Source organism: Xanthomonas bonasiae (assembly GCF_017163705.1).
Lineage (GTDB): Bacteria > Pseudomonadota > Gammaproteobacteria > Xanthomonadales > Xanthomonadaceae > Xanthomonas_A > Xanthomonas_A bonasiae.
The window spans coordinates 86065-110393 of the sequence record NZ_JAFIWB010000004.1 but is presented as its reverse complement, the minus strand read 5'-3'; the positions used below and the strand labels follow the sequence as shown (position 1 = coordinate 110393).

The window sequence follows — 24329 nt, the reverse complement described above, 5'->3', positions numbered from 1 at the left end:
TCAGCGCACCTCGGCGATCTCCACCCCGTCCATGCCCTGCGCCAGGGTCTTGGCGTCGCCGCCCTGGGCGAGCTTGATGCGCAGGCGCACTTCGTTCTGCGAGTCGGCGTGGCGTAGCGCGTCCTCGTAGCTGATCTCGCCGGCCTGGTACAGCTCGAACAGGCTCTGGTCGAAGGTCTTCATGCCCAGGTTGGTGGATTCCTTCATCACGTCCTTGAGCTTGTGGATCTCGCCCTCGCGGATGTAGTCCTGCACCAGCGGGGTGCCGAGCATGATCTCCATCGCCACGCGCCGGCCCTTGCCGTCGGGGGTCGGGATCAACTGCTGCGCGACCACGCCGCGCAGGTTCAGCGACAGGTCCATCAGCAGCTGGCTGCGGCGGTCCTCGGGGAAGAAGTTGATGATGCGGTCCATCGCCTGGTTGGCGTTGTTGGCATGCAGGGTGCACAGCACCAGGTGGCCGGTTTCGGCGAAGGAGATGGCGTGGTCCATGCCTTCGCGGGTGCGCACCTCGCCGATCATGATCACGTCCGGCGCCTGGCGCAGGGTGTTCTTCAGCGCGTTCTCCCAACTGTCGGTGTCGATGCCGACTTCGCGTTGGGTGATGATGCAGCCCTCGTGCTTGTGCACGAACTCGATCGGGTCTTCGATGGTGATGATGTGCCCGGTGGAATTCTGGTTGCGGTAGCCGATCATCGCCGCCAGCGAGGTCGACTTGCCGGTGCCGGTGGCGCCGACGAAGATGATGATGCCGCGCTTGGTCATCGCCAGGGTCTTGATCACCGGCGGCAGGTTCAGCTCATCGACCGTGGGGATGCGCGTCTCGATCCGGCGCAGCACCATGCCGACCTGGTTGCGCTGGTAGAAACAGCTGACGCGGAAGCGCCCGACCCCGGCCACGCCGATGGCGAAGTTGCACTCGTGGGTCTTCTCGAACTCCTCGCGCTGCGCCGGGGTCATCACGTTCAGCACCAGATCGCGGCTCTGCTGCGAAGTCAGCGGCGTCTGCGTGATCGGGGTGATCTTGCCGTGCACCTTGATCGCCGGCGGCATGCCCGAGGTGATGAACAGGTCCGACGCCTTCTGGTGCGCCATCAGTTTCAGGAACGAGGTGAAGTCGATGGTGCTCATGGCGGGCTCCTTCGGAGCAGGGATTCGGGATTGGAGATTCGGGATTCGCTAGAGCGGGGCCCGGACCGGAAACCCGCCGTTGCGAATCCCCAATCCCGAATCCCCAATCCCGGCTACTCGAACACACGCTTGTCCTTGGCGTACTCGCGCGCCTGGTTGCGGGTGATCAGGCTGCGCTTGACCAGGTCCTGCAGGTGCTGGTCCAGGGTCTGCATGCCGTTCTGCTGGCCGGTCTGGATCGCCGAGTACATCTGCGCCACCTTGTCCTCGCGGATCAGGTTGCGGATCGCCGGGGTGCCGACCATGATCTCCCACGCCGCGGTGCGGCCGCCGCCGACCTTCTTCAGCAGCGCCTGCGAGATCACCGCGCGCAGCGATTCGGACAGCATCGAGCGCACCATCGGCTTCTCGCCGGCGGGGAACACGTCGATGATGCGGTCGATGGTCTTGGCCGCCGAGCTGGTGTGCAGGGTGCCGAACACCAGGTGCCCGGTTTCCGCGGCGGTCAGCGCCAGGCGGATGGTTTCCAGGTCGCGCAACTCGCCGACCAGGATGATGTCCGGGTCTTCGCGCAGCGCCGAGCGCAGCGCCTCGTTGAAGCCGTGCGTGTCGCGGTGCACCTCGCGCTGGTTGATCAGGCACTTCTGCGAGGTGTGCACGAATTCGATCGGATCCTCGACGGTGAGGATGTGGCCGTATTCGTTCTTGTTGATGTAGTCGATCATGCCGGCGAGCGTGGTCGACTTGCCCGAGCCGGTCGGGCCGGTGACCAGGATCAGGCCCTGCGGCTGGTCGATCAGCTGGCGGAAGATCGGCGGGCAGCCCAGGTCTTCCAGGGTCAGCACTTCCGAGGGAATGGTGCGGAACACCGCGCCCGCGCCGCGGTTCTGGTTGAACGCGTTGACGCGGAAGCGCGCCAGGCTGGGAATCTCGAACGAGAAGTCGACTTCGAGGAACTCTTCGTAGTCGCGGCGCTGCTTGTCCGACATGATGTCGTACACCAGCGCGTGCACCTGCTTGTGGTCCAGCGCCGGGATGTTGATGCGGCGCACGTCGCCATCGACCCGGATCATCGGCGGCAGGCCGGCGGACAGGTGCAGGTCGGATGCCTTGTTCTTGACCGAGAACGCCAATAGTTCAGCGATATCCATACGCTGCTTTTCCCCTTGGGCTGCGACTGGAAGGATGATTCCCCGGGCGGCAGTATAGCGCCCTTCCCCATTGCCAGAAGCGCCGCCCGTGCCCCTCTCCCCCTTGCAGCAGATCCGCCTGGACATGGACCGCGCCGCGGCCTGCGCACAGCGCCCGCCGGCGTGCCTGCTGGCCGTGTCCAAGACCCAGCCGGCCGCGGCGATCGCGGCCCTGGCCGCGCAGGGACAACGTGCGTTCGGCGAAAACTACGTGCAGGAAGCGGCCGGCAAGATCGCCGAGCTGGCGGGGCTGGAGCTGGAATGGCATCTGATCGGCCACCTGCAGTCGAACAAGGCCGAACAGGCCGCCGTGCTGTTCGACTGGGTGCAGAGCGTGGACCGGATCAAGCTGGTCGCCGCCCTGGCCAACGGCCGCCCAGCGCAGCGGCCGCCGCTGAACGTGTTGATCCAGGTCAACATCGACGACGAGACCAGCAAGCACGGCTGCGCCCCCGGCGAGGTGGACGCGCTGGCCGCGGCGATCGCCGCGCAACCGAGGCTGCGCCTGCGCGGGCTGATGGCGATCCCGGCGCCGTTTCCCGAAGAGGCGCTGCGGCGCGCGGCGTTCCAACGCATGCGCGCCCTGCTCGACGGCCTGCAAGCGCGGCACCCCGGCGCCGACACGCTGTCGATGGGCATGAGCGGCGACTTCGCCGCGGCGATCGCCGACGGCGCGACCATGGTGCGCATCGGCACCGCGCTGTTCGGCAGCCGCGCGCCACGCGCGGCGCCCTGAAACCGCGCAGCGCGGCCAACGCTGTTGCGATGGCAAGCGCGGGCGCGCGCTTGTCTACGGAATATTCAAACGCGATTAAGCGACGTCGGAAAGATGTCGTAGGTCAAACAGTTGAAAAACATCGCGTTTCTGCGTGCGCGAACGTCCGCCCGCAGAGCGGGTCAATAACCGTTAAGTCGGTCAAAGTCCTGCCTCGAAAACCTCCGTTTCCATGGCCCCGGCCGCGGGCTTTCCGCGGCCCATCGCCGAATGAGATCGGCTCGTACGAGGTCAACCAAATGGATGCATCGACCAGATTCCTGCTTGCTTCGTGTGTCATCGGCTTGCTGCAGGTCCCCGCCGCCATGGCCGCGCCAATGGCGACTGCGGCGTCGGCAACCGACGAATCGCTGATGACGCCCGCCGAGGTGCGCGCGCACGGCGCCTGGCGCGACACCATGGCGCACCTGCCGGCGCCGGCCGAAGGCTGCTTCCACGCCACCTACCCCAGCACCGACTGGCAAGCGGACACCTGCAAGACCCTGACCCGGCATGTCCATCCCATCCCGCACCGCGTGCACTGGGGCGCCACCGAAACCACCGGCAACGGCTACGACTACGCGTTGCAGTCCAGCACCCTGATCAGCAAGACCGTGGGCAGCTTTCCGCAGGTCAGCGGGGTCACCTCGGAAACCGGCGTCGGCGTCTCCGCCTTCGGCGGCGGCGGCATTCTCGGTCCCAACGAATACTCGCTGCAGATCAACTCCAACTACGACGGCACCACCAGCGTGTGCAACGGACACTCCGGCTGCACCGTGTGGCAGCAGTTCGTCTACGCCACCGACTACGAGACCCAGGGCGAGGCGGCGGTGTTCATCCAGTACTGGCTGATCGGCTACGGCTCCAGCTGCCCCAGCGGCTGGCTCAGCGACGGCGGCACCGACTGCTACCGCAACAGCAATGCGGTCAGCGCCCCCGACGTGCCGGCGACGCAGCTGGCCAACGTCAAGCTGACCGGCTCGGCGACCGCCAACGGCAACGACAGCATCACCTTCACCAACGGCAGCACCGCCTACAGCATCAGCGCCAAGGACAGCGTGGTGAAACTGGCGACGGTGTGGAAGTCGTCCGAGTTCAATGTGGTGGGCAATGCCGGCGGTTCGCGCGCGAACTTCAATTCCGGTTCGTCGATCACGGTCAAGGTGGCGGCGACCAACGGCTCCACTGCCGCGCCGACCTGTGCCGCCAATGCCGGCACCACCGGCGAGACCAACAATCTGAACCTGGGCAGCTGCACCGCGTCGGGCGGCAGCACGCCCTCGATCGCCTTCACCGAGGCCAACTGAGCCACCCCGCGCTGGCGATGCGGCCTGTCGCCAGCGCGGGCCACCGGAACGGCAGCAGCGGCCGCTCGCCGCGCCGGCCAGCGACCGACAGGCTGTCCGCCGGCATTGCAGCCGCTACCATAGGCGCACTCGCGTCCTCGGTGCCTCGCCATGCCTCCTGCCCATTCCAGCGCCGACATCGCCTTCATCGGCGGCGGCAACATGGCCCGCAGCCTGATCGCCGGACTGGTCCGGCAGGGCATCGCGCCGGACACCATCCGCGTCGCCGAGCCGGTGCCGGCGCTGCGCGAGGCGCTGGCCGCCGACTACGCCGTGCACGCGGTCGCCGAGGCGGCCGAAGCGGCCGACGGCGCGCCGCTGTGGGTGTTCGCGGTCAAGCCGCAGGTGCTGCGCAGCGTCTGCAACGAACTGGCCACGCTGGCCCAGGCGCAGCGGCCGCTGCTGCTGTCCATCGCCGCCGGCATCACCGCACGGCAGATCGACCGCTGGCTGGGCGGCGCGCACGCGGTGGTGCGGGCGATGCCGAACACGCCGGCGCTGCTCGGCGCCGGCGTCACCGGGCTGTTCGCCAACGCGCAGGCCAGCGCCGCGCACAAGCGCCAGGCCGAACAGTTGCTGGCCGCCGCCGGCGTCACCGTCTGGGTCGAGGACGAGGCGCTGATCGATGCGGTCACCGCGGTCTCCGGCAGCGGCCCGGCCTATGTGTTCCTGCTCGCCGAAGCGATGGAGGCGGCCGCCATCGCGCAAGGCCTGCCGGCCGCGGCGGCGCGCACGCTGGTGCTGCAGACCGTGCTCGGCGCGGCGCGCATGCTCACCGAATCCGGCGAGGCGCCGAGCGAACTGCGGCGCCGGGTGACCTCGCCCAACGGCACCACCCAGGCCGCGATCGAGACCTTCCAGGCCGGCGGCTTCGAGGCGCTGACCGCCACCGCCATCGCCGCCGCCGCCGCCCGCGGCCGCGCCTTGTCCGCCGCCAACGACTGACCCGGAGCCGCCATGCGCCGCCTGCCTGCCACCGCGCTGTTGTGCCTGACCCTGGCCGCCTGCTCGGCGCAGGACGCGCCGCGCCCCGCCACGCTGGTCGCGGCCACGCCCGCGCAGGCCGACCTGGGTGCGCTGCGGGTGCACTACAACGCGCTGCCGACGCTGGCGATGAGCGACAGCGTGGCGCGCCGCTACGGCATCGTGCGCGCCGCCGACACCGCCCTGGTGATGATCGCGCTGCGCCGCGTGCACGGCAGCGAAGAACTCCCGGCCACCGGCGAGGTGCGTGCCGTGGCCGCCGACCTGAGCGGCCGCCGGCAACCCATCGCCTTGCGCGAAGCGGTCACCGACGCCTACACCGACTATGTCGGCACGGTGCGCACCAGCGAGCACGACCAGCTGAATTTCGTGGTGGACGTGCGCAGCGCCGACGGCGCCGGCACGGTGCGCTTCAGCCGCAGCTTCTAGCGCGTTTTCGGGTCAGGCGCCGCCGCTCGCAGCGCCGGGCGGGAGCGGCAACGGAACCGGGTTCGGCACCGGCGCGCCGCGTTCGAAGGCGCTGATGTTGTCCAGCGTCGCCGCCATGATCTGGCCGATCGCCTCTTCGGTGAAGAACGCCTGGTGGCCGGTGACGATGACGTTCGGGAACGACACCAGGCGCTGGATCACGTCGTCGGTGATGACCGTGGCCGACAGGTCGTGGAAGAACAGGTCCGCTTCCTGTTCGTAGACATCGATCGCCAGGCCGCTCAGCCGTGCCGATTTCAGTGCGGCGATGACCGCTTCGGTATCGACCAGGCCGCCGCGGCTGGTGTTGACCAGCAGCGCGCCGGGCTTGATCCGCTGCAGCGCGGCCGCGTCGATCAGGTGCTGGGTCTGCGGCGTCAGCGGGCAGTGCAGCGAGACCACGTCGCTCTGCGCCAGCAGGGTCGGCAGGTCCGCATAGGTGCCGCCCTGGGCCAGGAACTCGGCATGCGGGAACGGATCGAAGCCGAGGATGCGGCAGCCGAAGCCGGCCATGATGCGGCCGAAGATGCGGCCGATCTTGCCGGTGCCGACCACGCCGACGGTGCGCCCGTGCAGATCGAAGCCCATCAGCCCGTCCAGCTCGAAGTTGCCGTCGCGGGTGCGCTGGCTGGCGCGGGCGATGCGCCGGTTGACCGCGATCAGCAGCCCCACCGCGAACTCGGCCACCGAGTACGGCGAATAGTCGCTGACCCGCGCGGTGGCGATGCCGTGGCGCTGCGCGGCCAGCGCGTCGACATGGTTGAAGCCGGTGGAGCGGGTGGTGACCAGGCCCACGCCCAGCGTGGCCAGCAGCGCGAGTACGGCATCGTCGACCCGGTCGTTGACGAACACGCAGACCGCGCCGCAGCCGGCCGCCAACGGCACCGTCGCCGCGCTCAGCGCGTCCTGCACGAACACCAGGTCGTGGCCATGCGCGGCATTGGCCTGCGCCAGCAACTTCATGTCGTAGCGTCGCGCGCTGTAGACCGCCACTTTCATCACACCGCTCCGCTGGTTACGCAGCGCCCAGCATCGGCGTGGCTCACGGCGCTGTCCAGCGCTGCGCGCCTTCGCCCTGCGCGCCCAGCGCATCGGCGGGGTTGCTCAAGCGGCAGCGGCGCAGCGACAGGCAGCCGCAGCCGATGCAATCGGTGAGCTGGTGGCGCAGCTGGGTCAGCTGCAGGATGCGTGCGTCCAGCTCCTGGCGCCAGGCCGCCGACATCCGCGCCCACTCCGCGCGCGTGGGCGTGCGCGCATCGGGCAGCTGCGCGAACGCGGCCTTGATGCTGTCCAGCGGCACGCCGACGCGCTGCGCGACGCGGATCACCGCCAGCCGGCGCAGGACGTCGCGCGCATAGCGGCGCTGGTTGCCGGCTGTGCGCAGGCTATGGATCAGGCCCTTCTTCTCGTAGAAATGCAGCGCGGACACCGCCACGCCGCTGCGTTCGGCCACCTGCCCCACGCTCAGTTCCTCGTGCATCGCTTGACCTCGAGTCCGGTTGAGGTTGCATGCTGCGCGTCCGCTCCCCGCCGCGCAAGCGGCCGCTGCCGGCCCGTTTGCCCCGCACAAGGCTTTTCGATGAACCACGCCACGTCTTCCAGCAACGAATCCCAAGGCGCCGCACCGGCGCTGCCGGACGCCACCGCACCCGCAGCGTCCGCCGCCGATTCGGTGCTGGCACCGCGCTACCGCGCGACCACGCTGGGCATGGTCGCGCTGGTCTCGCTGATCGCCTTCGAAGCGCTGGCGGTGGCCACCGCGATGCCGACCGTGGCGCGCGAGCTGGACGGTCTGCGGCTGTATGCGCTGGCGTTCGGCGGCAGCCTGGCCACCAGCGCGATCGGCATGACCGTGGCCGGGCGCTGGAGCGATCTGCGCGGTCCGGCGGCGCCGCTGTGGGCCGGCCTGCTGTGCTTCGTGTGCGGCCTGCTGCTGGCCGGCTTCGCGCTGTCGATGCCGATGCTGCTGGCCGGGCGGCTGGTGCAGGGCGTTGGCGCCGGCGCGATCTCGGTGGCGCTGTATGTCCTGGTCGCACGGCTGTATCCGCAGGCGCTGCGGCCGCGCATCTTCGCCGCGTTCTCCGCCGGCTGGGTGGTGCCGTCGCTGATCGGGCCGAGCATCAGCGGGCTGATCGTCGAACACGTCGGCTGGCGCTGGGTGTTCCTGGCGGTGCCGCTGCTGGCATTGCCCTCGGCGGCGCTGCTGCAGCCGGCATTGCGCAGCCTGCCGCGCGTGGCCGCAGCGGCGCGTTCCAGCGCGGCGCCGTTGCTGTGGTCGATCGGCGCTGCGGCCGGGATCTGCCTGCTGTACCTGGGCGGCCAGCAGCGCGGCGCCTGGGCGGCGGCCACGGTGCTGCCGGCGCTGGCGCTGCTGCTGGCCTGCGCATGGCGGCTGCTGCCGCGCGGCACCCTGCGCGCGGCACGCGGGCTGCCCAGCGTGATCGCGCTGCGCGGCATCGCCGGATCGGCGTTCTTCGGCTGCGAGGCGTTCCTGCCGCTGTTGCTGTCGCGCGAACGCGGCCTGTCGCCGACCTGGGCCGGGGTGGCCTTGAGCGTGGGCGCGCTGGGCTGGTTCGCCGGCTCCTGGTACCAGGGCCACTACGGCCGCGACGGCACCCGCCTGCGCCGGCTGCGCGTGGGCTGCGCACTGATGACGCTGGGCGTGGCGATCACCGCGCTGGCGCTGTGGCCGGCGCTGCCCGCGGCGGTCGCGATCGGCGGCTGGGCCGCCACCGGCCTGGGCATGGGCCTGATCTATCCGACCCTGTCGGTGCTGACCCTGACCCTGTCGCCGCCGGCGCAGCAGGGCGCGAACAGTTCGGCGCTGCAGTTGAGCGAGGCGATCGCGGTGGCGACCACGCTGGCGGTGGGCGGCTCGCTGTTCGCGGCGCTGCTGACCCGGTCGGTGGCCGCCGCGTACCTGTCTACCTTCGCAGTGGCCGCGCTGCTGGCGCTGCTCGGCGTGGGCATCGCCGGCCGCACCCAGGCGGTGCCGGCGCGCTGAGCCCGCGTGGGCGCGGCTACTGGCGCTGCGCCCAGGCCTGCACGATCGCCGCGATCGCGCGCACGCCGTCGGTCAAGGCCGCCGGTCCCGGCTGCAGGATCAGCGGCGACTTGATCTCGAACAGCTGGCCGTCGCGCACCGCCGGGATCGCCGCCCAGCCCGGCCGTGCGGCCACGCGCTCGGGGCGGAAGCGCTTGCCGCACCACGAGCCGAGGATGATGTCCGGCGCGCGCCGCACCACTTCGTCGCCGTTGGCCAGGATCCTCGCCTTGGCCAGCGGTTCCACCGACAGCTCCGGAAACACGTCGTCGCCGCCGGCGATGCGCACCAGTTCGGCGACCCAGCGGATGCCGGTGATGATCGGCTCGTCCCATTCCTCGACATACACTTTCGGCCGCCGCGGCAGCGCCGCCGCCTGTGCCGCGACCGTGTCCAGCCCGCGCTGCAGCTCGTCGGCGTAGGCCGCGGCACGCGCGCCGACGCCGACCAGCGCGCCGAGCCGGCGGATGTAGTCGAGGATGCCCTCGACGCTGCGGTGGTTGGCGATCCACACCTCCACCCCGTTGCGCACCAGCTCGGCGGCGATCTCGGCCTGGATGTCGGAAAAGCCGATCGCCAGATCCGGCTGCAGCTTGAGGATCTCGCCGATCTTGGCGCTGGTGAAGGCGCTGACCTTGGGCTTGTCGCGGCGCGCCTGCGGCGGACGCACGGTGAAACCGCTGATGCCGACGATGCGCGCCTGTTCGCCGAGCGCGTACAGCGTCTCGGTGGGTTCCTCGGTCAGGCAGACGATGCGCTGCGGACCCACGTCAGTCCTCGACCGGCATGCGGAAATACACCACGCGCTCGGTTTCCTCGAACCCGCAGGCACGGTGCGCGGCCTGCGCCGCGGCGTCGTCGATCAGCGCATCGGAGGCCAGCTCGCTGCAGCCCTGCGCGCGGGTCCACTCGCGCACCTCGCGCAGCAGCGCGCGGCCGATGCCGTGGCCACGCCACGCCGGCGCCACGTACCAGCCTTCCAGAAACGCCACCGGCGAACTGTCGGTGCCGTTGACGTAGTCCTGGCGCAGGGTGACGTCGGCGAAGCCGATCGCCTGGCCATCGCCGGCGAAGGCCAGGAAATTGGCCGCGTCCTCGCGCTGCAGCGCCTCGGCCACGCCGCCGAAGGCATCGCGCTCGTCCGGCCACAGCGCCATCCGCAGCGCCGCCCAGGCGCGCAGGTCGGCGGCAGCGGCGGCGCGGATCGAGAACCGCTCGGTCACGGGAACAGCATCCGCTTGGACCAGTGGCCGGCGGCGTCGGCGGCGTAGTGCCAGCGCTCGTGCAGGCGGTACTTGCCGCCGTACCAGAACTCGAAGCTGCGCGGCACCACGCGGAACCCGCCCCACCCGTCCGGGCGCGGCACCTCGCGGCCTTCGAAGCTGGCCTCGGCCTTGGCCACGCGCTGCTCGAACTCCTCGCGCGACTGCAAGGTGCGCGACTGCGCCGACGCCCACGCGCCGATCTGGCTCATGCGCGGACGCGAGGCGAAATACGCATCGGCCTCGGCCGCGGCGACCAGTTGCACCTCGCCGTCGATGCGCACCTGCACCCCGTCCTCGCGCATGCGCCGCCACAGGAACAGCAGCGAGGCCTGCGGGTTGGCCTGCAGCTCGCGGCCCTTCTGGCTGTCCAGGTGGGTGTAGAACACGAAACCGCGCGCGTCGTAGGACTTCAGCAGCACCACCCGCGAGGACGGACGCGCCTCCAGCGTGGCCGAGGCGACGACCATGGCGTTGTATTCGGCCTCGTCGCTGGTCCGCGCCTCCGCGAACAGGTCGGCGAACGTGGACAGGGCTTCGGCGTAGAGATCGGGCATGGCGGCAAGGCACTCGGCGGACGATGCCCCATTGTCGCGCCATGCACGGCGCGACGCACGCGGCAGCGCGGGGCTGCCATGGCGCCGGTCCTACCGGCCCGGACCGCGTGCCGCGATCGGCTGCGCGCTCGCCAGCCTTCGCTGCGGCCCGCAGCACCGCGCCACACATGCCGTGCGCAGGGCCGCGCGGGCATGGCCGCCGCGACCGGCGCGCTGGCCGTCCCAGCTGACTGGCCGCCAACGCCGCGCGACGCGCAGAGGCGCCGGCCAGCGCCGCGACGCGCTCGTGCCGCAAGCGCGCCGGCACGCGCTCGGCGCAATGCATGCAAGCAGCGCGACCGGCCTGCGCACGCGGCGCGTCTGCTAGCATCGGCGGATGAATCCCGCCCCCAATCTCGTGCTGGTCGGCCCGATGGGAGCCGGCAAGAGCGTCATCGGCCGCCGCCTGGCCGAGCGCTTCAGCCTTGCCTTCGTCGATAGCGACCAGGCCATCGTCGAACGCACCGGCGCGAGCATCGCCTCGCTGTTCGAGCATGCCGGCGAAGCCGGTTTCCGCGAGCACGAGCGCACCGTGTTGGAAAGCGTGCTCAGCACCCCCGGCCACCTCATTTCCACCGGCGGCGGCGCCGTGCTCGACGCCGACAGCCGCCGCGAGATGCGCGAGCACGGTTTCGTGGTCTACCTGCGGGTCAGCGTGGCCTCGCAGCTGCAGCGCCTGCAACGCGACCGCAGCCGCCCGCTGCTGCAGCGCGGCGACCGCGAACGGGTGCTGCACGACCTGCACGCGGTGCGCGAGCCGCTGTACCGCGAAGTCGCCGACCTGATCCTGGACACCGACCACCTCAATCCCGCCGAAGCCACCGCGCAGCTGGTCGTGCGCCTGGCCGCGTCGTGGAAACTTCCGGACCCCATTGCATGACTGTCTCCCAACGCAGCGTCGCGGTCGAAGGCGACCCGGCCTACACCATCCGCATCGGCCCCGGCCTGCTCGACGACGGCGCGCTTCTGGCCGAGCACGTGCGCGGCCGCCATGTGCTGCTGCTCAGCGACAGCAACGTCGCCCCGCTGTACGCGGCGCAGGTCCGCCAGGCCTTGCTGGCCGCGCGCCCGCAGTTGCAGATCGGCGCCTTCACGATCCCCGCCGGCGAGGCCTCCAAGACCCTGGACAATTTCGGCGCGGCGATCGCCGCGCTGGCCGAGCTCGGCGCGACCCGCGACGCCTGCGTGCTGGCGCTGGGCGGCGGCGTGGTCGGCGACCTGGCCGGCTTCGCCGCCGCGTGCTGGATGCGCGGGGTCGACTGCGTGCAGCTGCCGACCACGCTGCTGGCGATGGTCGATTCGTCGGTCGGCGGCAAGACCGCGGTGGACATCGCCCAGGGCAAGAACCTGGTCGGCGCGTTCCATCCGCCGCGCGCGGTGCTGGCCGACACCGCCACCCTGCGCAGCCTGCCGCCGCGCGAACTGCGCGCCGGCCTGGCCGAGGTGATCAAGTACGGCGCGATCCGCGACCCGCTGTTCTTCGAATGGCTGCATGCCGAACGCCACGCGCTGCTGGGCGCCGAGCCGGCCGCGCTGGCGCAGGCGATCGCGCGCAGTTGCGAGCACAAGGCCGAGATCGTGGCCCGCGACCCGCTGGAGAAGGGCGAGCGCGCCCTGCTCAACCTCGGCCACACCTTCGGCCATGCGATCGAGACCGAACAGGGCTACGGCGCGCCCGGCAACGCCAACCTCAACCACGGCGAAGCGGTGGCGGTGGGCATGGTGCTGGCGGCCGAACTGTCGGCGCAGCTGGGCATGGCCACGGCGCAGGACACCGAACGGCTGCGCGCGCTGCTGGCCGACTACGGCCTGCCCACCGCGCTGCCGGCCGGACTGGCGCCGCAGGCGCTGCTGGCGCGGATGCGGCTGGACAAGAAGAACATCGCCGGGCGCCTGCGGCTGGTGCTGTGGCGCGGCATCGGCCGGGCCGAGGTGGTGCCTGACGTGGACGAGGCGGCGGTGCTGGCGGTGCTGGACGCCGCCGTGCGCGCCGCGGCGTAGCGCACCCCGTCGCGCCGCGGCATCCATCCGCCCTCGGCCGCCGGCGCGCCGCAAGTCCCTGTGGGAGCGATGTCAGTCGCGACGAGCGACGTGGTGGGTGTCAGTCTCACCACGTCGGACCTCCCACAGTGCCCCCAGCTGGAACCAGCATGCGCGCGTGCCCTGCACCGCGCCCGGGGCGCAGGCCTGCGCCAAGACGCGCGCGCCCCGGACGTCGCGCGTCGTCCATGGTTCAGCGCGCCGGCAAATGCGCGCATCGCGCCAGCCGCCCGCCGACCGCGGCCCGGACGCCCTGCCGGCTTCCCCACCCGTCCCATAACGCGCGGCCGGCGCCGACGCCGCGGCGACCCGCGATGGGTACAATCGGCCCATGCGCGTCTTCCTACAGCAACGCCCCGGCGGCAACGAGCCGCCCCGCTACATCCAGCTGACCCTGCAACCGGACCTGTTCGGCAGCTGGGAGCTGTTGCGCGAGAGCGGCCAGATCGGCGGCCGCGCGCAGCTCAAGCGCGAGCAATACCTGCTGCAGGACGAGGCCCACGCCGCCTTCGAGAAAGCCCGCGATGCGCAAATCAAGCGCGGCTTCCAGGTCATGTTCACTCGCGGCGCCGACGCCCCGCGCTAAGGAAACCCCCATGCTCAAGAACGACCGTCTGCTGCGCGCCCTGCGCCGCGAGCCCGTGGACCAGACCCCCGTGTGGCTGATGCGCCAGGCCGGGCGCTACCTGCCCGAGTACCGCGCCACCCGTGCCCGCGCCGGCAGCTTCCTGGCGATGGCCAAGACCCCGGAACTGGCCTGCGAAGTGACCCTGCAGCCGCTGGCGCGGTTCCCGCTGGACGCGGCGATCCTGTTCTCCGACATCCTCACCATCCCCGATGCGATGGGCCTGGAGCTGTATTTCGTCGAGGGCGAAGGCCCGAAGTTCAAGCACCCGGTGCGCGACGCGGCGGCGATCGCCCGGCTCGGCGTGCCGGACATGGAGACCGAACTGCGCTACGTGATGGACGCGGTGCGGGTGATCCGCCGCGAGCTGGACGGCAGCGTGCCGCTGATCGGCTTCTCCGGCAGCCCGTGGACGCTGGCCTGCTACATGGTCGAGGGCGGCGGCAGCGACAACTACGCGCGGATCAAGGCGCTGGCCTTGAACGAACCGGCGGCGCTGCACCAGTTGCTGTCGGTCAACACCGACGCGGTGATCGCCTACCTGGCGGCGCAGCGCGCGGCCGGCGCGCAGGCGCTGCAGGTATTCGACACCTGGGGCGGCGTGCTCAGCCCGGCGATGTACCGCGAGTTCTCGCTGCCCTACCTGCAGCGCATCGCCCGCGAACTGCCGCGCGGCGACGGCGCCGAGCGCACCCCGCTGATCCTGTTCGGCAAGGGCAACGCGCCGTATCTGGAAGAGCTGGCCGCGTCCGGCGCCGAAGGCCTGGGCGTGGACTGGACCATCGACCTGGCCGATGCCGCGCGCCGCACCGGCGGCCGCGTCGCGTTGCAGGGCAACCTGGATCCGGCGATGCTGTACGGCTCGCCGGCGGCGATCGAACGCGAGGTGCAGCGCGTGCTGCGCAGCTATGCCGACGGCAACGGCTCGGCGGAAGGCCATGTGTTCAACCTCGGCCACGGGCTGTCGCCGGACATGCAGCCCGAGCACGTCGGCGCGCTGGTCGCCGCGGTGCAGCGGCACAGCCGCCGCGGGCAGGCATAGCGCCGCGCGCCGAGCCGTCGCATCCGCTGGGCGCCTTGCGTCCCTCGGATGCGGGGAGTGGCGCAACACGCACTTCCAACATCTTGCAGTCGGGACTGAAGTCCCTCCCACAGAACCCAGCCGGCCCGCCGCAAGCTCCCTGTAGGAGCGGCTTCAGCCGCGACGAACGAAGTGGCGAACCCGACGACTGCGAGCATCGGTCGGGGCTGAAGCCCCTCCTACAGTGCACCCAGCCAACTTGCCGCAAGCTCACTGTAGGAGCGACTTCAGCCGCGACGAACGAAGTGGTGGACCCGACAGCTGCGGACACAGGTCGGGGCTGAAGCCCCTCCTACAGTGCACCAGCCAACTCGCCACAAATCCCTGTAGGAGCGGCTTCAGCCGCGACGAACGAAGTAGCGGACCCGACAGCTGCGGACACAGGTCGGGGCTGAAGCACCTCCTACAGTGCGCCAGCCAACTCGCCGCAAATCCCTGTAGGAGCGGCTTCAGCCGCGACGAGCGAAGTGGCGGACCCGACAGCTGCGGACACAGGTCGGGGCTGAAGCCCCCTACAGTGGACCAGCCAACTCGCCGCAAATCCCTGTGGGAGCGACTTCAGTCGCGACGAAAGCAGCGGTTAACCCAACGGCTGCGGACAGCTTCGGCACCGAAGCCCCGCACAGAACCGAAGACGACACGCCGCGCGACGCGCCTCGCTCCGCCGTCGCAGCAGGGCTGCCGTGCTCGCCATGCGCCACAACCGCCCGCTGCTGCACGACGCCGCGACGCGATCTGCGCGATCCTATGCATCCCTCGCGTTGCCGTGCGTGCCGATGTCCGCGCCCTCCCCCGATCCGATCTCCGTTCCGAACTACCGCAGTTTCCGGCCGCTGCTGTGGCTGGTGTCGCTGGCAATCTTCATGCAGATGCTGGACGCGACCATCGTCAACACCGCGCTGCCGGCGATGGCGCGCAGCCTGGGCGAGAGCCCGCTGCAGATGCAGTCGGTGGTGTTCAGCTATGCGCTGGCGGTGGCGATGTTCATCCCCGCCTCGGGCTGGATCGCCGACCGCTACGGCACGCGCCGCACCTTCCTGGCCGCGATCGTGCTGTTCACCCTCGGCTCGCTGCTGTGCGCGGCGGCGCCGCGCCTGCCCTACCTGGTCGCCGCGCGCGTGCTGCAAGGCATCGGCGGGGCGATGCTGCTGCCGGTCGGGCGCCTGGCGGTGATGCGCTCGGTGTCGCGCGAGCAGTTCCTGAGCGCGATGAGCTTCATCGCGATCCCGGCGCTGATCGGGCCGCTGGTCGGGCCGACCCTCGGCGGCTGGCTGGTGCAGGTGGCGTCGTGGCATTGGGTGTTCCTGATCAACCTGCCGATCGGCGCGATCGGCTTCGCCGCGGCGCTGAAGGTGATGCCCGATTTCCACGGCGAGCAGCGCACCCGCTTCGACCTGATCGGCTACGCGATGCTGGCCTTCGGCATGATCGCGCTGTCGCTGGCGCTGGACGGGATTTCCGAACTGGGCCTGCGCCATGCGTTCGTGATGTTGCTGGCCATCGCCGGCCTGGCCGCGCTGATCGGCTACTGGCTGCATGCGGCCAACGCGCCGGCGGCGCTGTTCCCGCTGCACCTGTTCAAGGTGGTCAGCTTCCGCATCGGCATCCTCGGCAATCTGTTCGCGCGCGTGGGCAGCGGCAGCATGCCGTTCCTGATCCCGCTGCTGCTGCAGGTCGGCCTGGGCATGAGTCCGATGCGCGCGGGGCTAATGATGATCCCGGTGGCGCTGGCCGGCATGGCCGCCAAGCGCGCAGCGGTGAAACTGGTGGAGAACTACGGCTATCGCCGGGTGCTGATGAGCAACACGGTGCTGGTCGGCGTCGCGATGGCCAGCTTCATGCTGTTCGACGCCGGCCAGCCGCTGGGCTGGCGGCTGCTGCAGCTGGCGCTGTTCGGCGCGGTCAATTCGTTGCAGTTCACGGTCATGAACACGGTCACGCTGCGCGACCTGGACCGCGACCAGGCCAGCGCCGGCAACAGCCTGCTGTCGATGGTGATGATGCTGGCCACCGGCTTCGGCGCCGCCGCCGCGGGCAGCCTGCTGGCGGCCTTCAACGACCACCTCGGCGACAGCCACGGCGCCACCGCCGCACTGCACGCGACCTTCGTCTGCGTCGGCGCGATCACCCTGACCTCGACCCTGATCTTCTGGCAGTTGCCCGATACGCGGCCGCATCCGGACAAGGTGGAGGAAGTGGCTGAGTAGCTGAGTGGCCGGGATTGGGGATTCGGGATTGGGGATTCGCAAAAGCGAATTGCCACCACTGCCGCTCTTGCGAATCCCCAATCCCGAATCCCTAATCCCGGCCTCCGAGCACTGCCTCGATCGCCTCGGCCAGCATGTCTCCCGTCACCGGCTTGCGCAGGAAGCCGTCGAAGCCGGCCGCGCGGGCCTGCGGTTCGGCGTCGGCGTCGGCGCGGGCGGTGACTGCGATCAGCGGCATCTCGTAACCGAACACGCGCAGTTGCCGCGCCAGCGCCAGGCCGTCCAGGCCGGGCAGGTCCAGGTCCAGCAAGGCCACGTCGAAGCGGTTGCCGGCCGCTTCGGTCAGCGCTGCCAGGGCATGCGCGGCATGGGTGATGTGGTGCCCGCGCGCGCTGAGCAGGCCGCTGACGACTTCGGCGACGGTAGGGTCGTCCTCGACCAGCAGGATGCGCAGCGGCTGCGTCGCCGCCAGGGCCTCGCGCTCGCCGCGCGTCGCGGGATGCAGCGCGTCCGGGGTCCACGGCAACGGCAGATCGACGATGAAACGGGTGCCGACGCCGAGCTTGCTGTGCAGCTCCACGCGGCCGCCCATCGCCACCGCCAGTTCCTGGCAGATCGCCAGGCCCAGGCCGCTGCCGCCGTAGCGGGCGGCGGTGCGCGGGCCGTCGGCCTGCTCGAAGCGCTGGAACAGCCGCGCCTGCTGCTCGGCGTTGATGCCAGGACCGGTGTCGGCGACCTCGAAACGCACGCCGTGGCGCTCGTGCAGCGGCGCCACGCGCAGGGTCACGCCGCCGTGGTCGGTGAACTTGATCGCGTTGTTGAGCAGGTTCAGCAGGATCTGCCGCACCCGGGTCGCATCGCCGCTGGCGGTCACCGCCGCGGGCATCGCGTTGTCCAGGGCGAAGGCCAGGCCGCGGCTGTGCGCCATCGGCGCCATCATCGCCTCCAGTTCGGCGATCAGCTGGATCAGGTCGAACGGCTGCTGGTCCAGCTCCAGGCGGCCGGCCTCGATCCGCGCCAGGTCCAGCGCATCGTTGACCAGGCGCAGCAGGTGCGCGCCGGCACGGCGGATCGAGTCGGTATAGCCGCGCTGTTTGGGATCCAGCGGCGTGGCCAGCAACAGTTCGCTCATGCCGAGCACGCCGGTCATCGGCGTGCGCACCTCGTGGCCGAGCGTGGCCAGGAAGCGGGTCTTGGCCAGCGAGGCCTGCTCGGCCAGCTCCTGCTTGTGCAGGGCCAGTTGCCACGCGTTGCGCCGGCGCAAACGACGCCGGTACAGGTAGGACGCCAGCCACAGCGCCAACAGCGCCAGCAAGGCCAGCCCGGCCATGCCCCAGGGGCTGCGCCACCACGGCGGCAGCACGCGGAAGCGCAGCGTGGTGACCTTCGACCACACCTTGTCGGCGGTGCGCGCCTGCATTTCCAGGGTGTAGTGGCCCGACGGCAGGCGCGAGAACAGGCGCTCGCCGCTGGCGCCGACGTCGACCCAGTCCGGGTCGTAGCCGCTGAGCCGGAACCGGTAGGTGTTGGCGTCGGTGTCGGAGAACGACAGCAGGCGCGCGACCACATGCAGGTCGCGGTCGCCTTCCTGCAGCGCGATGCTGCCGGCATGCAGCAGATCCAGCGCGCGCTCGCCGCGGCGCACGCCGATGCGTTCGATCACCAGCGGCGGCTGCCGCCGCGACGGCACCACCTGCGCCGGCTCGAACAGCACCACTCCGTCGGGGGTGCCGCCGAGGATCTGCCCGCTGCGCGCCTGGATCAGGGTCTGGGCGCGGAATTCCTGGTTGGGCAGGCCGTCGTGCACGCTGTAGGAGCGGATCGCCTTGCTCGCCGGGTCGACCCGGATCAGGCCGCGCACGCTGCTCAGCCAGGCCACGCCGCTGGCATCGACCACGATGCCGTTCGGCGCCAGCGACGGGAACTCCTGCTCGGCGTCGATGCGGTCGAGCAGGCTCAGCCGCTCGCCGTCCCATAGATAGCGTTCCAGGCGCCCGAGGCTGGCCAGCCACACCACGTTGCCGTCGGTGAGGGTGAAGGCGCTCAGCGGCCGCGTTGGCGCACCCGGCACCGGCGCGAAGCGCTCGCTGGTCGCATCCCAGGCCAGCACGCCGTGCTGGCCGAGCACCCAGGGCTGGCCCAGCGGGCCGGGCCGGGCATCGTCCACGGTCAGCTCCGCCGGCAGCCCGTCGGCGCCTGGGGCGATGTTGCGCAACACGTGTCCGTCCAGATCGCGGACCTGCGCACCGCCGACCTCGCCGAACAGCCACAGGCGGCCGTCGCCGCTGAGCATCGCCCGATCGACGTCACCGGGCATCGGCGCATCGGCACCGTCCTGCTTGCCCCAGCGCCGCACCTCGCCGCTGACCGGGTCGTAGCGCAGCACTCCGGCCAACGCCGACGCCCATACCCGACCCTGGCCGTCCTCGACCAGCGTGCGCGACCAATCGCGCCCGAACAGCGCCATGATGTGGTGGCGCACCGTACCGGTGGCCGGATCCAGCTTGTCCAGCACGCCGCGCGTCCCTGCCAGCCACACCCCGCCATCGCGCGAGGCGGCGGTCGCGATGACGTAGGGATTGCCCATCGAGTCCGGATCGTCCACCCGGTACGACAGCACCGAGAACTGCCGCCAATTGGCCGGCAGGTACCACAGGCCGGCGTTGAAGCTGGCGAACCACAGATCGCCCTCGCGGTCTTCGAACGCCAGCGACCAATTGGGCTTGACCAAGCCGTGCGCGGAGTTGCTGTACAGCGGCACGTTGTGGATCTGCCCGGCTTCGCTCTCGCGGCCCAGGCCGTCCAGGGTGTCGAACCAGCGATTGCCGTGGCGGTCGTGGACCAGCATCCCCAGCACGCTCTCGCTCGGCATGTTGCTCCAGTACGGCGCCACCACGCTGCCGTCGGCGCGCAGCAGGCGCGCACCGCCCTGGCTGGCCACCCACAGCGTGCCGTCGCGCTCGGGGGTCAGGCCCAGCACCTCGGGCCGCGGCAGCGCCGAGGCCGGCAGCCGTTCGAAGTCGTGCCCGGTCCAGCGCGCCACGCCGCCGCGCGTCCCCACCCACAGCGTGCCGTCGGGCGTGGTCGCCAGAGAGATCACCGCTGGCGACGGCAGGCTGCGCTCGTCGCCCGGCATCGGCATGTAGCGATTCAGCGTGCCGTCCGTCCGCAGCCGGTCCAGGCCGCCGTTGGCGGTACCGAACCAGATGCTGCCGTCGGGCGTGGAGGCGATCGCCCAGACCGTGCCGCCGCCGATCTGCGGATAGTTGCTGCGGTCGTAGTAGCGGAACGTGCGCCGGTCCGCCGAGAGCATGCCCATGCCGGCGTTCTGGGTGCCGAACCAGACCCGGTTCTGCGCATCGACGTGCACGGTCCAGATCTTGTTGTCGCGCAGCCCGTCCTCGACCCGCCAGATGCGGTAGCCGCGCCCGTCGAACCGGGCCAGGCCGTCGCTGCTGGCCAGCCACAAATAGCCGAGTTGGTCTTCGGCGAAGCCGTTGATGCTGTTGGACGGCAAACCGTCGGCCACGGTCAGCTGGCGCGGCTGCGGCGTCGGCGGCACCGCCGCGGCGACCGCCATCGACCACAGCAGCAGTAGCCATCCCAAGATCCGTCTCGACCGCATCCTCGTCCCCTTGTGCATGGGCGCCGTGTCCCCCGATGCCCGCTGCCATCGTCGGCGATAAGCGCCGCCGCTGGCAACAGACGGACGCTGGGCGCGGGACCCGGGACTCGAAGCGTCACAGGCCCTGGCTTGCGACCCCGCTGCGCAATCGAGCGAGACCTTACGCTTTCCGGGTCCCGGGTCCCGCGTCCCGGGTCCCGGCCTCAACCTCCATCACTTCCCCGATCGCCTCGGCCAACATGTCGCCGGTGACTGGCTTACGCACGAAAGAGGCGAAACCGGCCGCCTTGGCTGCGGCCTCGGCCTCGCCGTCGGAACGCGCGGTCACCGCGATCAGCGGGAAGTCGTAGCCGAGCGCGCGCAGTTGCCGCGCCAGCGCCAGGCCGTCGAGCGCCGGCAGGTCCAGGTCCAGCAGGCCCAGGTCGAACGTGCCCTGTGTCACTTCGGTCAACGCTTCCAGGCCATGCGCGGCGCAGGCCACATGATGGCCGCGGCTGCGCAGCAGTTCGGCCATCACCTGGGCCACGGTCGGTTCGTCCTCGACCAGCAGGATCCGCAGCGGCGCCTGTGCCCGCGCCGGCAGCGGCACCACCGTCGCCGTTTCGGCAGGCCGCGCCTGCCAGCGCAGCGGCAGCGTCACCCGGAAGCGCGCGCCGTGCCCGAGCCGGCTGTCGACCTGGATGCGCCCGCCCATCGCCATCGCCAGTTCCTGGCTGATCGCCAGGCCCAGCCCGCTGCCGCCGTAGCGGGCGGCGGTGCGCGGGCCTTCGCCCTGCTCGAAACGCTGGAACAGCCGCGCCTGCTGCTCGGCGCTGATGCCCGGGCCGGTGTCGGCGACCTCCACGCACAGCCCGTGCCCGCTGTGCAGCGGCGACACGTGCAAGGTCACCGAGCCGCTGGCGGTGAACTTGATCGCATTGCCGATCAGATTGAGCAGGATCTGCCGCACCCGCACCGCATCGCCGTTGACGGTCACCGCGCCCGGCAAGGTGTCGTGGCATTCGAAGCGCAAGCCGCGCGCCTGCGCCAGCGGCGCCATCAGGTTGACCACGTCGGCGATCAGCGCCTGCAACGCGAACGGTTGCAGGTCGAGCTGCAGCCGCCCGGCCTCGATCCGCGCCAGGTCCAGCGCATCGTTGACCAGGTGCAGCAGGTGCGTACCGGCGCGGCGGATCGATTCGGTATAGCCGCGCTGCCTGGGATCCAGCGGCGTGGCCAGCAGCAGTTCGCTCATGCCGAGCACGCCGGTCATCGGCGTGCGCACCTCGTGTCCGAGCGTGGCCAGGAAACGGGTCTTGGCCAGCGACGCCTGCTCGGCCACTTCCTGCTTGTGCAGCGCCAGCTGCCAGGCATGCTGGCGGCGCAGGCGGCGGCGGTAGGCGCGCAGCGAGGCCAGCAACAGCAGCGCGGCGGCAGCGAGCAGCCCGGCAATGCCCCAGACGCTGCGCCACCACGGCGGGTATACCCGGAACGGCAGCCGCAGCGTCGGCGACCAGGCGCCGTTGCGGGTGCGCGCCTGCACCTCGAGCACGTGCGCGCCGGCCGGCAACTGCGGCAGCGTGCGCTCGCCGGTGGCGCCGACCGCGACCCAGTCGCGGTCGTAGCCGGCCAGGCGGAAGCGGTAGACGATGCCCTCCGGATCGACGAACGACAGCAGCCGCGCCACCACGCGCAGATCGCGATCGTCCGGCTGCAGGGCGAAGCGGCCGCTCACCGGCAGCGCCAGCAGCCGCTCGCCGCGGCGCACCTGCACGCTCTCCACGCTCAGCGTCAGCGGCACCGGCGGCGGGTCCGGCAGCCGCGTATCCAGCAGCGCCACGCTGCCATCGGCGGCGGCCGCCACCAGCACCCCGTCGGCCGCCATCAACAGCCCGCGCTTGACCACTTCCTGGCTGCTCAATCCGTTGCGGGTGCCGAACGCGCGCACCGCGGGCATGTGCCGCGGATCGATCCGGAACAGGCCGCGGCGCGTGCCCAGCCAGGCGCGTCCCTGCTGATCGACGACCAGGCCCTGCGACTCGGTCGCCGGCACGCCCTCGGCCGCCGCATAGCGGTGCGCCTGCTGCCAGTGCCCGCCCTCGCGGCGCCACAGCTCGAGTCCGGACAGGCGATGCAGCCACAGGGTCTGCGCATCGGCGAAGGCGAACGACTGCACCCGCTCGCCGGCGAACTCCGGCGGGGCGCGGAACTGGCCGGCGGCGGTGTCCCAATAGTGCAGGCGCTCGGCGGCCAGCCACGGCGTGCCGTCCGGCGCCAGGTCGAACGCGGCGATATCGGCGGCAGCGGCCAGGCCGCGTTGCGGGCCGTGGATGTTGTCCAGCACGTGGCCGTCGGCGAGCGCGCGCACCTGCACGCCGAACCCGGGCGCGGCCACCCACAAGGTGCCGTCGGCGCGCTGGCGCAACCAGCTGTTGACGCCGATGTCGGGGGTCGCGTCGGCCGCCGACGCACGCCCCCACCCCTTCAGCGCGCCGCCGTGGGCAGGACCGCGCAGCAGCTGGGCGCTGCTGCCCAGCCACAGGTCGCCGGCCGTATCTTCCAGCACCGACAGCACGCGCACGCCGGGCAGGCTGGGCGTCCAGCGCGGCTTGCTCAGCTCGCCGCTGGACGGTTGCAGCCGGTACACATTGCCGCCGGTCCCGGCCAGCCATACCCCGCCGTCGCGGGCCGGCGCCAGGCTGGCATACAGGTCCGGCGCCAGGCCGTGCGCCGGCCCCAGCACCGCCAGCCGCCGCCAGCCCGGGCGCAGATAGCCCAGGCCGCGGGTCGGCAACGACACCCAGAGTCCGCCCTCCTTGTCGCGCAGCATGCTCACCACCACGTTGGCGCCGGCCACCGCCGCCTCGCCCTCGGCGATGCGGCGCAACGCGCCGTCGACCGGCTTGTGCCACAGCCCCTGGCCGTTGCCGAGCCAATAGCCGCCGTTGCCGTCCTCGGCCATGCACAGCACCCCGCGCTGCAACGCGCCGGTCCAGTCGGCGCGCTGCCAGCGGCCATCGTGGCCGAGCCGGTACAGCTCGCCGTTGGTGCTGACCCACAGGCCATCGGACAGGGCGATCACCGCCGCGACCTTCTGCGGCGCATCCGTGGGACCGGGCAGGCGGTAGGCGCTGGCGCGCGTGCCGTCGTAGCGCACCATGCCCTTGAAGGTGCCGATCCACAGCACCCCGGCCGCGTCGAAGCCCAGGCCGACGATCGCGCCGTCGAGCATCGCGTCGACCTCGCCGTCGCCGGCCTGGATGCGCTGCACGCGTCCGTCCGCGGGCACCCGGTACAGGCCGCCGGCATAGGTGCCGAACACCACCTCGTCGCCGCGGCTGGCGATCGCGAACACCTCGTCGCTGCGCATCGCCGGTTGCGTGGCCATGTTGAAGTGGCGGAACCCGCGGCGCGCGGCATCGAGCATGCTCAGGCCGCCGCCTTCGCAGGCGACCCAGACCCGGTTGCGCGCATCGATGTGCAGTTCCTGCACGTAGTTGCAGCGCAGGGACTGCGGATCGTCCGGGTCGTGGCGCCAGATGCGGAACTCGCGCCCGTCGTAGCGGGCCAGGCCGTCGCCGCTGGCGATCCACAGGTAGCCGTCGCGGTCCAGCGCCAGCCGCGAGATCTCGCTGGACGGCAGCCCGTGCTCGGCGCCCAGCACGCGGAACCGCGGCAGCTCCGGCACCGACGCCAGCGCACCGGCGCAGCAACCGGCCAGCACCAGCAGCAGCCAGGCGAGCGTCCAGCCGCGGCGCAGGCGTCGAGGACATGGGATTTGCATCGACATCGGCTCCAGCGGCAGTGAACGATCGGCGGCGGATGAACACCGGCGCACTGCCGGGGCCGGCCGCAGACAGCGCGACCGCTCCGTGCCGCCTTGATGCGGCAGCGTTCTTATACCGCGGGGGGCCGCAAAATCCCACCCGCCGCGCAACGCAACGAACCATTGCGCCACGCGCTGGCGCAAGCGCCGCGGACTGCGCCTAGAATCCCGC

19 protein-coding genes are annotated in these 24329 nt (G+C 71.2%); 10 read left to right on the top strand and 9 right to left on the bottom strand.

Annotation, left to right across the window (positions count from 1 at the left end; genetic code table 11):
• Complete coding sequence (locus JR064_RS06225) at positions 1-1131, bottom strand: PilT/PilU family type 4a pilus ATPase (RefSeq protein WP_179566286.1); 1131 nt, start codon at positions 1129-1131, stop codon at positions 1-3.
• 113 nt (positions 1132-1244) lie between these two features.
• Positions 1245-2282, bottom strand: coding sequence for a type IV pilus twitching motility protein PilT (locus JR064_RS06220; RefSeq protein WP_104557606.1), 1038 nt, complete (start codon positions 2280-2282; stop codon positions 1245-1247).
• An 88-nt stretch (positions 2283-2370) separates the two neighbouring features.
• Between JR064_RS06220 and JR064_RS06215 the strand changes: the two genes are divergently transcribed.
• The 4 genes from JR064_RS06215 (at position 2371) to JR064_RS06200 (ending at position 5834) form a co-directional block, all read left to right on the top strand.
• Positions 2371-3057: a YggS family pyridoxal phosphate-dependent enzyme gene (locus JR064_RS06215; RefSeq protein ID WP_206229149.1), complete on the top strand. Its 687-nt coding sequence runs from the start codon at positions 2371-2373 to the stop codon at positions 3055-3057.
• A gap of 278 nt (positions 3058-3335) precedes the next feature.
• Positions 3336-4382 carry a hypothetical protein gene (locus JR064_RS06210; RefSeq protein ID WP_206229148.1) on the top strand — a complete coding sequence of 349 codons (1047 nt, stop codon included), beginning with the start codon at positions 3336-3338 and terminating at the stop codon, positions 4380-4382.
• 150 nt (positions 4383-4532) lie between these two features.
• Complete coding sequence (gene proC / locus JR064_RS06205) at positions 4533-5366, top strand: pyrroline-5-carboxylate reductase (RefSeq protein WP_179566292.1); 834 nt, start codon at positions 4533-4535, stop codon at positions 5364-5366.
• A 12-nt stretch (positions 5367-5378) separates the two neighbouring features.
• Positions 5379-5834, top strand: a complete 456-nt coding sequence (locus JR064_RS06200) for a DUF4426 domain-containing protein (RefSeq protein WP_191826570.1) — start codon at positions 5379-5381, stop codon at positions 5832-5834.
• Positions 5835-5846: 12 nt separating this feature from the next.
• Here the strand turns inward: JR064_RS06200 and JR064_RS06195 are convergent, their stop codons facing one another.
• Together JR064_RS06195 and soxR are read right to left on the bottom strand one after the other, a co-directional pair.
• The gene (locus JR064_RS06195; RefSeq protein WP_206229147.1) at positions 5847-6872 is read right to left on the bottom strand and encodes a 2-hydroxyacid dehydrogenase; all 1026 of its coding nucleotides are present in this window, start codon (positions 6870-6872) and stop codon (positions 5847-5849) included.
• Positions 6873-6915: 43 nt separating this feature from the next.
• Positions 6916-7353, bottom strand: a complete 438-nt coding sequence (gene soxR, locus JR064_RS06190) for a redox-sensitive transcriptional activator SoxR (protein ID WP_179566298.1) — start codon at positions 7351-7353, stop codon at positions 6916-6918.
• A 99-nt stretch (positions 7354-7452) separates the two neighbouring features.
• Between soxR and JR064_RS06185 the strand changes: the two genes are divergently transcribed.
• The gene (locus JR064_RS06185; RefSeq protein WP_206229146.1) at positions 7453-8877 is read left to right on the top strand and encodes an MFS transporter; all 1425 of its coding nucleotides are present in this window, start codon (positions 7453-7455) and stop codon (positions 8875-8877) included.
• A 16-nt stretch (positions 8878-8893) separates the two neighbouring features.
• On the opposite strand, the gene JR064_RS06180 is transcribed toward JR064_RS06185, so the two are convergent.
• Genes JR064_RS06180 through pdxH form a run of 3 tightly spaced genes read right to left on the bottom strand, consistent with a single transcriptional unit; the run spans position 8894 to position 10735 of the window.
• Positions 8894-9685, bottom strand: a complete 792-nt coding sequence (locus JR064_RS06180; protein ID WP_206229145.1) for an ABC transporter substrate-binding protein — start codon at positions 9683-9685, stop codon at positions 8894-8896.
• Position 9686: 1 nt separating this feature from the next.
• Positions 9687-10139 (bottom strand): aminoglycoside 6'-N-acetyltransferase, encoded by a 453-nt coding sequence (gene aac(6'), locus JR064_RS06175; protein WP_338123869.1) that lies wholly within the window; start codon positions 10137-10139, stop codon positions 9687-9689.
• Complete coding sequence (gene pdxH / locus JR064_RS06170; protein WP_179566305.1) at positions 10136-10735, bottom strand: pyridoxamine 5'-phosphate oxidase; 600 nt, start codon at positions 10733-10735, stop codon at positions 10136-10138. Before pdxH ends, aac(6') begins: the two co-directional genes overlap by 4 nt.
• Before the next feature lie 376 nt (positions 10736-11111).
• Between pdxH and JR064_RS06165 the strand changes: the two genes are divergently transcribed.
• From JR064_RS06165 to mdtD, 5 genes are all read left to right on the top strand, one after another.
• Positions 11112-11654: a shikimate kinase gene (locus JR064_RS06165; RefSeq protein WP_206229144.1), complete on the top strand. Its 543-nt coding sequence runs from the start codon at positions 11112-11114 to the stop codon at positions 11652-11654.
• Positions 11651-12775, top strand: a complete 1125-nt coding sequence (gene aroB, locus JR064_RS06160; protein WP_206229143.1) for a 3-dehydroquinate synthase — start codon at positions 11651-11653, stop codon at positions 12773-12775. The genes JR064_RS06165 and aroB overlap by 4 nt, the downstream gene beginning before the upstream one ends.
• 370 nt (positions 12776-13145) lie before the next feature.
• Positions 13146-13400, top strand: a complete 255-nt coding sequence (locus tag JR064_RS06155; protein ID WP_179566308.1) for a WGR domain-containing protein — start codon at positions 13146-13148, stop codon at positions 13398-13400.
• Between the two features lie 10 nt (positions 13401-13410).
• Complete coding sequence (gene hemE / locus JR064_RS06150) at positions 13411-14481, top strand: uroporphyrinogen decarboxylase (RefSeq protein ID WP_206229142.1); 1071 nt, start codon at positions 13411-13413, stop codon at positions 14479-14481.
• 815 nt (positions 14482-15296) lie between these two features.
• The gene (mdtD, locus tag JR064_RS06145) at positions 15297-16727 is read left to right on the top strand and encodes a multidrug transporter subunit MdtD (RefSeq protein ID WP_206229141.1); all 1431 of its coding nucleotides are present in this window, start codon (positions 15297-15299) and stop codon (positions 16725-16727) included.
• A gap of 91 nt (positions 16728-16818) precedes the next feature.
• Here mdtD and JR064_RS06140 read toward each other — a convergent pair whose 3' ends face one another.
• Entirely contained in the window at positions 16819-20352 is a 3534-nt protein-coding gene (locus tag JR064_RS06140) for a hybrid sensor histidine kinase/response regulator (protein WP_425510276.1), read from the bottom strand.
• Positions 20353-20512: 160 nt separating this feature from the next.
• The gene (locus tag JR064_RS06135; protein WP_206229139.1) at positions 20513-24115 is read right to left on the bottom strand and encodes an ATP-binding protein; all 3603 of its coding nucleotides are present in this window, start codon (positions 24113-24115) and stop codon (positions 20513-20515) included.
• Between the last annotated feature and the right edge of the window lie 214 nt (positions 24116-24329).

Excerpts from the sequence above, each read along its gene's own strand:
- JR064_RS06210 (WP_206229148.1), top strand. The coding sequence starts at position 3,336 with ATGGATGCATCGACCAGATTCCTGCTTGCTTCGTGTGTCATCGGCTTG.
- JR064_RS06185 (WP_206229146.1), top strand. The coding sequence starts at position 7,453 with ATGAACCACGCCACGTCTTCCAGCAACGAATCCCAAGGCGCCGCACCG.
- JR064_RS06140 (WP_425510276.1), bottom strand. The coding sequence starts at position 20,352 with ATGCGGTCGAGACGGATCTTGGGATGGCTACTGCTGCTGTGGTCGATG.
- mdtD (WP_206229141.1), top strand. The coding sequence starts at position 15,297 with ATGTCCGCGCCCTCCCCCGATCCGATCTCCGTTCCGAACTACCGCAGT.
- hemE (WP_206229142.1), top strand. The coding sequence starts at position 13,411 with ATGCTCAAGAACGACCGTCTGCTGCGCGCCCTGCGCCGCGAGCCCGTG.
- aroB (WP_206229143.1), top strand. The coding sequence starts at position 11,651 with ATGACTGTCTCCCAACGCAGCGTCGCGGTCGAAGGCGACCCGGCCTAC.
- JR064_RS06225 (WP_179566286.1), bottom strand. The coding sequence starts at position 1,131 with ATGAGCACCATCGACTTCACCTCGTTCCTGAAACTGATGGCGCACCAG.
- pdxH (WP_179566305.1), bottom strand. The coding sequence starts at position 10,735 with ATGCCCGATCTCTACGCCGAAGCCCTGTCCACGTTCGCCGACCTGTTC.
- JR064_RS06220 (WP_104557606.1), bottom strand. The coding sequence starts at position 2,282 with ATGGATATCGCTGAACTATTGGCGTTCTCGGTCAAGAACAAGGCATCC.
- JR064_RS06165 (WP_206229144.1), top strand. The coding sequence starts at position 11,112 with ATGAATCCCGCCCCCAATCTCGTGCTGGTCGGCCCGATGGGAGCCGGC.
- proC (WP_179566292.1), top strand. The coding sequence starts at position 4,533 with ATGCCTCCTGCCCATTCCAGCGCCGACATCGCCTTCATCGGCGGCGGC.
- soxR (WP_179566298.1), bottom strand. The coding sequence starts at position 7,353 with ATGCACGAGGAACTGAGCGTGGGGCAGGTGGCCGAACGCAGCGGCGTG.
- JR064_RS06200 (WP_191826570.1), top strand. The coding sequence starts at position 5,379 with ATGCGCCGCCTGCCTGCCACCGCGCTGTTGTGCCTGACCCTGGCCGCC.
- JR064_RS06195 (WP_206229147.1), bottom strand. The coding sequence starts at position 6,872 with ATGAAAGTGGCGGTCTACAGCGCGCGACGCTACGACATGAAGTTGCTG.
- JR064_RS06135 (WP_206229139.1), bottom strand. The coding sequence starts at position 24,115 with ATGCAAATCCCATGTCCTCGACGCCTGCGCCGCGGCTGGACGCTCGCC.
- JR064_RS06155 (WP_179566308.1), top strand. The coding sequence starts at position 13,146 with ATGCGCGTCTTCCTACAGCAACGCCCCGGCGGCAACGAGCCGCCCCGC.